The 11,541-nt window shown below is 61.7% G+C and carries 10 protein-coding genes and 1 riboswitch; of the genes, 4 read left to right on the top strand and 6 right to left on the bottom strand.

The window, feature by feature from the left end:
- Positions 1-17: 17 nt before the first annotated feature.
- Together LRO94_RS19280 and LRO94_RS19275 are read left to right on the top strand one after the other, a co-directional pair.
- Positions 18-467, top strand: coding sequence for a GNAT family N-acetyltransferase (locus LRO94_RS19280; protein WP_233896873.1), 450 nt, complete (start codon positions 18-20; stop codon positions 465-467).
- Entirely contained in the window at positions 464-952 is a 489-nt protein-coding gene (locus LRO94_RS19275) for a GNAT family N-acetyltransferase (RefSeq protein WP_099603115.1), read from the top strand. Before LRO94_RS19280 ends, LRO94_RS19275 begins: the two co-directional genes overlap by 4 nt.
- 831 nt (positions 953-1,783) lie before the next feature.
- Here the strand turns inward: LRO94_RS19275 and LRO94_RS19270 are convergent.
- The 4 genes from LRO94_RS19270 to LRO94_RS19255 form a co-directional block, all read right to left on the bottom strand.
- Positions 1,784-2,548: an ABC transporter ATP-binding protein gene (locus LRO94_RS19270; RefSeq protein WP_032885852.1), complete on the bottom strand. Its 765-nt coding sequence runs from the start codon at positions 2,546-2,548 to the stop codon at positions 1,784-1,786.
- Positions 2,545-3,561 carry an iron ABC transporter permease gene (locus LRO94_RS19265; protein ID WP_122756925.1) on the bottom strand — a complete coding sequence of 339 codons (1,017 nt, stop codon included), beginning with the start codon at positions 3,559-3,561 and terminating at the stop codon, positions 2,545-2,547. The genes LRO94_RS19270 and LRO94_RS19265 overlap by 4 nt, the downstream gene beginning before the upstream one ends.
- Positions 3,558-4,568 carry an ABC transporter substrate-binding protein gene (locus LRO94_RS19260; protein WP_122680513.1) on the bottom strand — a complete coding sequence of 337 codons (1,011 nt, stop codon included), beginning with the start codon at positions 4,566-4,568 and terminating at the stop codon, positions 3,558-3,560. The genes LRO94_RS19265 and LRO94_RS19260 overlap by 4 nt, the downstream gene beginning before the upstream one ends.
- Before the next feature lie 115 nt (positions 4,569-4,683).
- Positions 4,684-4,877: riboswitch (cobalamin riboswitch) on the bottom strand.
- A gap of 252 nt (positions 4,878-5,129) precedes the next feature.
- Positions 5,130-6,512 (bottom strand): aldehyde dehydrogenase family protein, encoded by a 1,383-nt coding sequence (locus tag LRO94_RS19255; protein WP_032885848.1) that lies wholly within the window; start codon positions 6,510-6,512, stop codon positions 5,130-5,132.
- A 105-nt stretch (positions 6,513-6,617) separates the two neighbouring features.
- On the opposite strand from LRO94_RS19255, the gene ptrR reads away from it, so the two are divergent.
- A complete protein-coding gene (gene ptrR / locus LRO94_RS19250; protein ID WP_032885963.1) occupies positions 6,618-7,490 on the top strand; it encodes a putrescine utilization regulator PtrR in 873 nt (290 codons plus the stop codon).
- A 44-nt stretch (positions 7,491-7,534) separates the two neighbouring features.
- Here ptrR and LRO94_RS19245 read toward each other — a convergent pair whose 3' ends face one another.
- Positions 7,535-7,744, bottom strand: coding sequence for a hypothetical protein (locus tag LRO94_RS19245; protein WP_032885847.1), 210 nt, complete (start codon positions 7,742-7,744; stop codon positions 7,535-7,537).
- A 98-nt stretch (positions 7,745-7,842) separates the two neighbouring features.
- Positions 7,843-9,039 carry an amino acid aminotransferase gene (locus tag LRO94_RS19240; protein ID WP_032885846.1) on the bottom strand — a complete coding sequence of 399 codons (1,197 nt, stop codon included), beginning with the start codon at positions 9,037-9,039 and terminating at the stop codon, positions 7,843-7,845.
- Positions 9,040-9,382: 343 nt separating this feature from the next.
- On the opposite strand from LRO94_RS19240, the gene uvrB reads away from it, so the two are divergent.
- Entirely contained in the window at positions 9,383-11,398 is a 2,016-nt protein-coding gene (uvrB, locus tag LRO94_RS19235; RefSeq protein ID WP_032885845.1) for an excinuclease ABC subunit UvrB, read from the top strand.
- The last annotated feature ends 143 nt before the right edge of the window (positions 11,399-11,541 follow it).

The raw sequence follows: 11,541 nt of genomic DNA, 5'->3' as shown, positions 1-11,541 counted from the left end.
TTCTGCGAGTTGCTTGAGTGAACGAGCTGACGCTACGGCCGGCCAGGATCACCGACCTGCCCGCGGTTTACCGGGGCGAGCGGGGATACATCCAGCGTTGGGAGCCTGCACACGAAGTGGCCTGGCAAGAACAGTTGGAACGGCACCTCGCACGTTGGGTCAACAACGTTGAGCGATTGACGGTGGCCATGCTCGACGGACAGTTCGCCGGTTATTCGATGTGGATGCTCGAGGACGGTCTTGCCGAGTTGTGCACGATCAACGTCGGCGAGGCATATCGGCGCAAGGGTATTGGGCGTGCATTGCTGGAGGCCTACCGGGCGGCGGCGGGGCAGGCTGGTTATGCGCGGTTGAGCTTGTGCGTGCGTGCGGACAACCCGGCCCGGTTAATGTATGAGGCGGCTGGGTTCGTGTGTGTGGGAACAGCCGCCAACGGGTATTTGCGGTACGAGCGAGTGAGTGAATGATCAATATCCAGACGGTCACGGTTGCCGACATTCCAGAGGTTCTGGCCTTCGTCCTGGCAGCCCGTGCCGAGCTGTTCCCCAAGCTCAGCGATACCAGCATGCCCGCCGACCTGGCGCAATTCGAGGCCACTTACCTTCACGGCGATGGGCACTTCCTGATCGCTCGCCAGGACCACCAGATCATTGCCGCCATCGGTTATTTGCCCTACGACGATCGTTTCCCCCAATTGAATTACCAAGGCCGCAAGACTGTGGAAGTGGTGCGCCTGTTCGTCCTTCCGGCCTTTCGCCGCTTCGGTCTGGCGGGGGAGTTATACCGCGCGTTGGAGGGCAGGGCGCGGGCGGATGGCGTGGATGTGGTGTATCTGCATACCCACCCATTCCTGCCTGGGGCGATTGATTTTTGGGGGCGGCAGGGGTTTGAGATTGTGGATGTCGAGGCCGACCCGGTGTGGCAGACGACGCATATGCAGCGGAGTTTATAGGTTTGCGGTGAGCGCGCTCGTTGTGGTCAGAGGGCTTCTTGTGGTGGAAGTATTTCCTGTGGTGAAAGTACGTCCTGTGCTGAACGTATGTCCTTTGGTGAAAGTGCTTTCTGTAGTGAGCGGGCTTGCCCCGCGCTGGGCTGCGCAGCAGCCCCAAAACCAAGCACTGCGGTTTTTCTGAGGAATTGCGGTGGCCTTATTGGGGCCGCTGCGCAGCCCCCAAACCAGGCACTGCGGTTTTTCTGAGAAATTGGGGTGGCCTTATCGTGGCCGCTTCGCAGCCCAGCGCGGGGCAAGCCCGCTCACCACAAAAGGCTCATCGGTCACATAACGCCCGGCCGCGTGGAAGTGCTGTCTGTGGTGAAAGTGCTTTCTGTAGTGAGCGGGCTTGCCCCGCGCTGGGCTGCGCAGCGGCCCTAAAACCAGGCACTGCGGTTTTTCTGAGCAATTGCGGTGGCCTTATCGGGGCCGCTTCGCAGCCCAGCGCGGGGCAAGCCCGCTCACCACAAAAGGCTCATCGGTCACATAACGCCCATTCGCGTGGAAGTGCTGTCTGTGGTGAAAGTACTTGCTATGGAGGAAGTGTTTTATGTGCTGAAAGTGCTTTTTTTTTGTAGTGAAAGTACTTCCTGTACTGAAAGTGCTTTCTGTGGTGAGCGGGCTTGCCCCGCGCTGGGCTGCGCAGCGGCCCTAAAACCAGGCACCGCGGTTTTTCTGAGGAATTGCGGTGGCCTTATTGGGGCCGCTTCGCAGCCCAGCGCGGGGCAAGCCCGCTCACCACAAAAGGCTCATCGGTCACTTAACGTCCATCTGCGGTGCTCACCGAGCGCCTCAGTTGGAACGCAACCGCAGTATCTGCGCCCCATCAAACGGGTCCGTCAGGTAATGCCCCTGCACACCGAACGTCTCCTGCAACCGCTGCGGTGTCAGCACGTCCAGCGGTGTGCCCAGCGCCACCAATTGTCCGTGATCGAGCACCGCCAATCGATCACAGGTCAGGGCCTGATTAAGGTCATGCAGCGCGATCAGCGTCGTCACCGGTAACCCTTGCACACCCTTCAAGATTGCCAGTTGATGTTGAATATCCAGGTGATTGGTCGGCTCATCCAACAGCAGAATCTGTGGCCGTTGCGCCAAGGCGCGGGCGATGTGCACACGTTGGCGTTCGCCGCCGGAGAGGCTGCGCCAGGCGCGTTGGCTCAGGTGGGTGGCGTCCACATCGTGCAGGGCCTGGCACACGATGGCGTCGTCCTCGCGTGACCACGGGCTCAGCGCCGACAACCATGGCGTGCGCCCCAACGCCACGGCGTCGAATACGCGGATGGCGTCGTCGGTGTCGGCCTGTTGCTCCACCACTGCCAGCTGTTGCGCGATGGCGCGGCGGGACAGGTCGCCCAAACGCGTGCCCCCAAGCCGTACCTCACCAGAGGCGGGTGTTCGCAACCCCGCCAGCAGTTTGAGCAAGGTGGATTTACCGGAGCCGTTCGGGCCGACAATCCCCAAGGTTTCCCCCAACTGCACCTCAAGATGAATATCCCGTAGCAACTCGGCATCGCGCACCTTGAAACCCAGGCCCGTACAACTGAGCACTTTCATCGCGCATTCCTCCGCCCGATCAGGATCAACGCGAACACCGGCGCGCCGACCAGGGCAGTGACCACGCCCACAGGAATCACTTGGCCTTTGATCAAGGTGCGCGACAGCACATCCGCCGCGATCAAAAACAGCGCGCCGCCCAAGGCGCTGGCTGGCAGCAACCGCGAGTGCCCGGTGCCCAGCAACAGGCGCACTGCATGGGGGATCACCAGGCCGACAAAGCCGATGGAGCCGACAATCGACACCATCACCGCCGTCACCAACGCCGCGCAGCCCACCAGCACAAATTGCACGCGGCGCACCGGAATGCCGAGGGACGCCGCCGAGTCACTGCCGAAGGTAAACGCATCCAGCGCACGCCGATGCCACAAGCACACCGCCAAGCCGGCAACCGCCACCGGCACCGCCAGCCACACCGAAGGCCAGCGTACACCGCTGAGGTTGCCCAACAGCCAGAACATGATGCCGCGGGCCTGCTCGGAACTGGCCGACTTGGTAATGAGAAACGCGGTCAGGGCATTGAACATCTGCGAACCGGCAATGCCCGCGAGGATGATCTGGCCGGTACCGCTCATAGAGCCGCTGGCCCGCGCGAGCAAGATCACCAGGGCAAACGCCGCCATGGCCCCGACAAACGCGCCGGCCGACAGTGAAATCAACCCGCCGCCCACGCCCATCAGCGCCACCAACACCGCGCCGGTGGAGGCGCCGGCGCTGATACCCAGCAGATAGGGATCGGCCAGCGGGTTGCGCAGCAACGACTGCAAGATCACCCCACAGGTGGCCAGCCCCGCACCGCACGCGGCAGCGACCAGGGCGCGCGTCAGGCGGTAGTTCCACACCACGCCTTCGTCGATTGGATCGAGCAGATAGCCGGCGTTCCACAGCTTATTGGCGAGCACTTGAAGCACCACCTGCGGCTCGATGGACGTTTCGCCGATGGCCACGCCCGCGAGTAGGGCGGCTAAAAGCAGGGTCAGGGCGAGCAGGGTGCGGATCACGCTTTTACTCATTTGCGCAGGTCGTAGCCGTCGATGGCGCCGGCCAGCTGTTCAAGGCCATCGAACGTGCGGAGGCTGGCCTGCAGCGCCAAGGCGTCGAGGATGATGATGCGGTTGTGTTTGACGGCGTCCATGTTGCGCGTGACCGGGTCGCTGCGCAGGAAGGCGAGTTTCTTTTCATGGTCGTCGGCAGGGTAGCGGCGACGGTCCATGCGGGCGATCACCAGGAACGTCGGGTTGGCCTTGGCGATGGTTTCCCAGCCAACGGCGGGCCACTCTTCATCGGACTGCACCACGTTGTGCAGGCCGAGGGTTTCGAGCATGAATTCGGGGATGCCCTTGTGGCCCGCCACGTACGGGTCGCTGGCTATCTCGGAACTGGAGAACCACACCAGCGCGCTGGCTTGCTTGAGGCCTTTACTCTGCGCCGTGGCAACGGACTTGGCCAGGCGCGCCTTGAGGTCGTCGTTCAGCTGTTGGCCGCGCGCCTGCACGTCGAAAATCTCGGCCAGTTGGCTGATGCTCTTGTAAAGGGTCTCGATGCGGAACGGCTCTAGCCGCGTGCCGTCGGCGCCCACCAGATTGTCCTTGCCTTCGCAGTCGGAAGGCAGCAGGTAGGTGGGGATCTTCAATTCGTGGAATTGCTCACGGGTGCCCACCACGCCTTGCGGGCCGACCACCCATTCCAGCTCGGCAGCCACCAGTTGCGGGCGTTTGGCGATCACGGCTTCAAAGCTTGGCTCGTTGTTGGCCAGGCGTTCGATTTTGTCGTTCTGCGCCTGGTACTGGGGCAGCACACTGTTGAACCACAGCGAGGTGCCGACCACTTTGTCGCCGACGCCCAGGGCATACAGCATTTCGGTGGCGGCCTGGCCGATGGTCACGCTGCGTGCGGGGGCTTGCGGGAAGGTCACGGCGCTGCCGCAGTTTTGGATCGTCAGCGGGTAGTGAGTGGGCGCCGCTTGAGCCAGGGCACAGAAACCCAGACCGGTGATCAGGGCAGTAACGCGTGGCAGCATGGGGCGATCTCCGTGTGAACCGTAGGTGAAGCAGGGGCAGTACGGCTCGGAAATACGCCCTTGAACGCTGCCGGTCGGGCAGGCAAGGATGTCCTTCCCGGACACCCCGCCGGTTAGTGATTGTGCTGGGCCGGCAGGTCTCCTGACTGATGCGTCTTCGCCACGCTCCAGCCTTCCCGGACGAGGTCCAGTGGCGTTAAGGAGCAGGCTCGGCACCTACAGTTGCGGGGGCAGTTTCGATTGACGCCGCGGGCGGCGTTTCGAATTCCCTATTAGTCCCATGGGGGAACCGGCGGCGCTATGGTAGTTGATTCAGCCTCGCAGAGGGAGGCTGAGCTTCAGTTCGCGTGCCGGTGGCGCGATCTTCGATGTCGCGCCAAGTCATGGCGCCTATCGTTAAAAAGTCGCTAGGACGTTCGCGCCTCGCAAAAAGGAGACGGCCAATGTGTGTTCGTCAGTAGCTTCGCAATCTGTTTTTTGCTTGATCCCGCCTAAATGCGCGATCAGATCGCTCACCACAACACGGCCGCCTGCCATGAAAGGCCCGCTGCGCAGCCGGGGTTATTTTCGATCCAGCCACACCGTCTGCGCATTGCAGAACTCGCGAACGCCGAAGTGCGACAGCTCGCGACCGAATCCACTTTTCTTCACGCCGCCAAACGCCACCCGTGGGTCGGAGACGCTGAAGGCGTTGACGAAGATCCCGCCGGTTTCCAGCTGATTGGCGATATCCCGTGCTTTCGCTGCGTCAGTGGTGAAGATGCTCGCGGTGAGGCCAAATTCGCTGTCATTGGCCAGGGCCACCGCGTGGTCGGCGTCGCGGGCGGTGATGATCGAGGCCACGGGGCCGAACAGTTCCTGTTTGAACGAGGTCATCTGGTCGGTGACGTTGGCGAGTACGGTCGGCTCGTAGTAGTTGCCGTCGCCTGTGACTTTATGGCCGCCGAGCAACAGGGTCGCGCCTTCCTCCAGGGTGGCCTGGACCTGACCGTGCAGCTCGTCGCGCAGGTCGAAGCGGGCCATTGGGCCAATGTAGGTGGCAGCTGATGTGGGATCGCCCATCACCAAGGCACGGCTGGCGTCGACGAACTTGGCCGTGAAGGCTTCCACAACACCGGCTTCGATGATCAGGCGCTTGGCGGCGGCGCAGACTTGGCCACTGTTCTGGAAGCGGCCGATGAGCGCGGCTTGCACGGCGGCGTCGAGGTCGGCGTCGTTGAGCACGATGAACGGGTCGGAGCCGCCCAGTTCCAGCACGCATTTTTTCAACGCGGCACCGGCCTGGGAGCCGATAGCGATGCCGGCGCGCACGCTGCCGGTGAGGGTCACGGCGGCAATACGTGGGTCCGCGATGGCTTTGGACACGCCCTCGGGGGTGACGTTGATCACTTCGAATAAGCCTTCAGCAAAGCCGGCTTTACGGAACGCTTGTTGGATCAGGTAGGCGCTGCCCATCACATTCGGCGCGTGTTTGAGCACGTAAGTGTTGCCGGCGAGCATGGTTGGCACGGCGCCGCGCAGTACCTGCCATACCGGGAAGTTCCACGGCATTACGGCGAGAATCGGGCCCAGCGGGCGGTATTCGATGTGGGCGGTGCCGTTGTCGACCAGGGTCGGTTCCGGGGCGAGCATGGCCGGGCCTTGGGCTGCGTACCATTCACTCAGTTGCGCGCATTTTTCGACTTCGGCACGTGCCTGGGCGATGGGTTTGCCCATTTCCAGAGTGATCATCTGCGCCATGGCTTCGGCTTGCTCGCGCAAGGCGGCGGCCAGGGCTAACAGCAGCTCGGCGCGCTGGCTCACCGGCTGGCGGCGCCATGTGCGGAAGGCGCTGGTGGCGCGGTCGAGGGCGGCATCCAGCTGCGCTGTTGTTTCGTAGGGATAGTTGCCGACGGTTTGGCCGTTGGCGGGGTTGATCGATAAGGCGTGGGTGTTCGCGTTCATGGCACCGTCCTGCGTGTACGTTGGGAATGGAGGTCAGCGTACGGGGCTGGATCTTTTCTGGAAACTGAATAATATTAAGCAATACGTTCACAAATGGAGAATGAATTGGATCTCGTGCAACTGGAAATCTTCAAGGCCGTCGCCGAACAAGGCAGCATCAGCGCCGCCGCGCAGTTGATTCATCGGGTGCCGTCAAACTTGACCACGCGGATCAAGCAACTGGAGCAGGATCTGGGCGTGGAGCTGTTTATCCGCGAGAAGAGCCGACTGCGCCTGTCGCCGGCGGGTTGGAATTTCCTCGGTTACGCGCGGCGCATTCTCGATCTGGTGCAAGAGGCCCGCGCGACGGTGGCGGGGGAAGAACCTCAGGGGGCGTTTGCCCTCGGCTCCCTGGAAAGCACGGCGGCGGTGCGTATCCCGGCGTTGCTGGCGGCGTATAACCAGAAGCACACCAAGGTCGAACTGGACCTGAGCACCGGGCCGTCGGGCACCATGATCGAGGGGGTATTGTCGGGGCGCCTGACCGCCGCGTTTGTCGACGGGCCGGTGCTGCATTCGACCCTGGAGGGCGTGGCGGTGTTTGAGGAGGAGATGGTGGTGATCGCGCCACTGCACCATGCGCCGATCAGCCGGGGGCAGGACGTAAATGGCGAGAACATCTATACGTTCCGCTCGAACTGCTCGTACCGGCATCACTTTGAACGCTGGTTCTCACAGGATGGCGCGGTGCCGGGCAAGATCTTCGAGATTGAGTCCTACCACGGCATGCTCGCCTGCGTCAGCGCCGGTGCTGGGCTGGCGCTGATGCCGCGCAGTATGTTGGAAAGCATGCCCGGGTTCGCTGCGGTGAGTGTGTGGCCACTGATGGACAGCTTTCGCTTGCTGAACACTTGGTTGATCTGGCGGCGGGGGACTGTTTCGCAGAGTTTGAACAGCTTTGTGAAGTTGCTGGAAGAGCGCGGGCTGGTAGCCGCCTGAATCCACTGTGGGAGGGGATAAGTCCCGTCCCACCTGTTTTTTTATCAGCCGCCGAACTGGAAGGTGCCCATGGCGAGTTTCGCCATGATTGCTGTCGCACCCAACTGCACCAGCCACAACGCCAAACCACCAAGGAATACACCGAGGGCCACCTGCAACACCAAACTCTTCTGCCGCTTCACCTGCGGCGCGCGTGGGGTGTAGTCGTGCAGTTCGTCGCGGTCGGCGCGCAGGTCCAAGTCGTCGTTTCTCATAGAGCTCTCACAGCAAAGGGGCGGTCAGGGTTCAGTCTAGGGGCTGGACACAAAAAAGGGGAAACCATGGCTTCCCCTTCTGTGCAACGCTAGCAGGTTTACAGCACCTGAACGATTGCCTGTGTGACCGCAGCAATGTTCGACTGGTTCAACGCCGCCACACAGATACGCCCGGTATCCAGCGCGTAGATACCAAACTCGCTGCGCAGGCGGGTGACTTGCTCAACGGTCAGACCGGAGTAGGAGAACATCCCACGCTGGCGACCGACGAAGCTGAAGTCGTGGCCCGGCGCAGCCTTGGCCAGTTCGGCAACCATCTGCTCACGCATGCCACGGATGCGCAGGCGCATCTCGGCCAGTTCGGCTTCCCACTGGGCGCGCAGTTCAGGGCTGTTCAACACGGCGGCAACGATCGCTGCGCCGTGGGTTGGCGGGTTGGAGTAGTTGGTGCGGATCACACGCTTGACCTGGGACAGGATGCGCGCGCTTTCTTCCTTGGAGTCGCCGACGATGGACAGCGCGCCCACACGTTCGCCGTACAGAGAGAACGACTTGGAGAACGAGCTGGAGACAAAGAAGGTCAAGCCCGATTCCGCGAACAGGCGCACAGCGGCTGCGTCTTCGTGGATGCCATCGCCAAAGCCCTGGTAGGCCATGTCGAGGAACGGCACCAGGTTCTTGGCCTTGACCACGTCCAGCACGTTTTGCCAGTCGGCCGGGCTCAGGTCGACGCCGGTCGGGTTGTGGCAGCAGGCGTGCAGCACCACGATGGACTGCGGCGGCAGGGCGTTGAGGTCTTCGAGCAGGCCGGCGCGGTTCACGTCGTGGGTGGCGGCGTCGTAGTAGCGGTAGTTCTGCACCGGGAAACCAGCGGTTTCGAACAGCGCACGGTGGTTTTCCCAGCTCGGGTCGCTGATGGCGACGACGGCGTCTGGCAGCAGTTGCTTGAGGAAATCAGCGCCGATCTTCAGGGCGCCAGTGCCACCAACGGCCTGGACGGTCACGACACGACCAGCTTCGAGCAGTGGCGAGTCGTTCCCGAACAGCAGGGTTTGAACGGCCTTGTCATAGGCGGCGATACCGTCGATCGGCAAGTAGCCACGGGCGGCGTGTTGCGCCACGCGAATGGCTTCCGCTTCGGCAACGGCACGCAAGAGTGGAATCTTCCCCTCCTCGTTGCAGTAAACGCCTACGCCAAGGTTGACCTTGGTGGTTCGTGTGTCGGCGTTGAATGCTTCGTTGAGGCCCAGGATAGGATCGCGTGGTGCCATTTCGACAGCGGAGAACAGGCTCATTTTTGCGGCAGCTCTATGGGGGAAGGGAGGGACGTGTCGCGCTCCAGCCGAATGCACTAGAGCGGTGCACAAACGGGGAGCTAGTATAGAGGCCATCACGGCTGAGGGCGACAACCGAAACGGCTTTTCGGCCAAGTTTTTCGGTTTATTTGCTGACCGTTAGTCTTATTGCAACGTCGATCCCAGATGGCAGGCAGGACGATTGCCTTGAAACCCGTCACATTCGCCACCACTTCTATGGCTATCATGGTTTTTTCCTACTGCTCGCTCTGAAAGTTCGCGGGTGGTGGTCTATTTATTCCCCGACGGGTTTACAGTCCGGGGTGACTTCAAGAGGTACGTTATGTCGGATTTCCAACTAGTCACCCGCTTTGAACCCGCTGGCGATCAGCCAGAAGCCATTCGCCAGATGGTCGAAGGCATCGAGGCCGGCCTGGCTCACCAGACGCTGCTCGGGGTGACCGGTTCAGGCAAGACTTTCAGCATTGCCAACGTGATCGCACAGATCAACCGGCCCACCTTGGTGCTGGCGCCAAACAAGACCCTGGCCGCGCAGCTCTACGGCGAGTTCAAGGCGTTCTTCCCGAATAACGCAGTGGAATACTTCGTTTCCTACTACGACTACTACCAGCCTGAAGCTTATGTGCCGTCTTCCGACACCTTTATCGAGAAGGATGCGTCGATCAATGACCATATCGAGCAGATGCGGCTGTCGGCGACCAAGGCGCTGCTGGAGCGCAAGGACGCGATCATTGTCACCACGGTGTCGTGTATCTACGGCCTGGGCAGCCCGGAAGCGTATTTGAAGATGGTGCTGCACGTGGACCGTGGCGACAAACTCGACCAGCGGGAGTTGTTGCGCCGCCTGACGAGTTTGCAGTACACCCGCAACGACATGGACTTTGCCCGCGCCACCTTCCGCGTGCGCGGCGACGTGATCGATATTTACCCGGCCGAATCCGATCTGGAAGCGATCCGCATCGAGCTGTTCGACGATGAAGTGGAGAGCCTCTCAGCCTTCGACCCGTTGACCGGCGAGGTTATCCGCAAGCTGCCGCGCTTCACCTTCTATCCGAAAAGTCACTACGTGACCCCGCGTGAAACCCTGATGGGTGCCATCGAGGGCATCAAGGTGGAGTTGGCCGAGCGCCTGGAATACCTGCGGGCCAATAACAAGCTGGTGGAAGCCCAGCGTCTTGAGCAGCGCACCCGGTTTGACTTGGAGATGATCCTGGAGCTGGGCTACTGCAACGGCATTGAAAACTACTCGCGCTACCTCTCGGGTCGCGAATCCGGCGCGCCGCCGCCGACGCTCTATGACTACCTGCCCGATGACGCGCTGCTGGTGATCGACGAATCCCATGTCAGCGTGCCGCAAGTGGGCGCTATGTATAAGGGCGACCGCTCACGTAAAGAGACGTTGGTGGAGTACGGTTTCCGGCTGCCGTCGGCACTGGATAACCGACCGATGCGCTTCGACGAGTGGGAGGCTATTAGCCCGCAGACCATTTTTGTGTCGGCCACACCGGGTAACTATGAGGCCGAGCATGCCGGCCGCGTTATTGAGCAACTGGTGCGTCCGACCGGCCTGGTGGACCCGGAAATTGAAATCCGCCCGGCGCTGACCCAGGTCGATGACCTGCTGTCCGAGATCAATAAGCGTGTCGCTTTGGAAGAGCGGGTGCTGGTCACCACGCTGACCAAGCGCATGTCCGAAGACTTGACCGACTATCTGGCCGACCACGGCGTGCGGGTGCGCTATCTGCACTCGGATATCGACACGGTGGAGCGCGTTGAGATCATCCGTGATCTGCGCCTGGGTACCTTTGATGTGTTGGTAGGCATCAACCTGCTGCGCGAAGGTTTGGACATGCCGGAAGTGTCGCTGGTGGCGATCCTCGATGCGGACAAGGAGGGCTTTCTGCGCTCCGAACGCTCGCTGATCCAGACCATCGGGCGGGCGGCGCGAAACCTTAATGGCAGGGCGATTCTCTACGCGGACCGCATCACCGGTTCTATGGAACGGGCGATTGGCGAGACTCAGCGTCGTCGCGACAAGCAGATCGCGTTCAACCTGGAAAATGGCATCACGCCCAAAGGCGTGTTCAAGGACGTCGCCGACATCATGGAAGGCGCCACCGTGCCCGGTTCGCGCAGCAAGAAGCGCAAGGGCATGGCCAAGGCCGCAGAGGAAAGCGCCAAGTACGAGAACGAACTGCGCTCGCCGAGTGAGATCACCAAGCGGATCCGCCAGTTGGAAGAGAAGATGTACCAGTTGGCGCGGGATCTGGAGTTCGAGGCGGCGGCGCAGACGCGGGATGAGATTGGCAAGTTGCGCGAGCGCTTGCTGGCTGTCTGATCTGCGGTGGCTGGGCGGGCCTCATCGGGGGCAAGCCTCCTCCCACGCTTTGACTTGTGAACACCGTCAAATGTGGGAGGGGCGGTGCGACGATTCGACTTGCCCTCGATGGTTACGCCTCGGTTTTCCAGAAATCACCCAGG

Origin of the sequence: Pseudomonas sivasensis, from assembly GCF_021391435.1 — a bacterium.
Lineage (GTDB): Bacteria > Pseudomonadota > Gammaproteobacteria > Pseudomonadales > Pseudomonadaceae > Aquipseudomonas > Aquipseudomonas sivasensis.
Note: the sequence above shows the minus strand (reverse complement) of the source record. Positions and strands in the feature narration are given on the sequence as shown.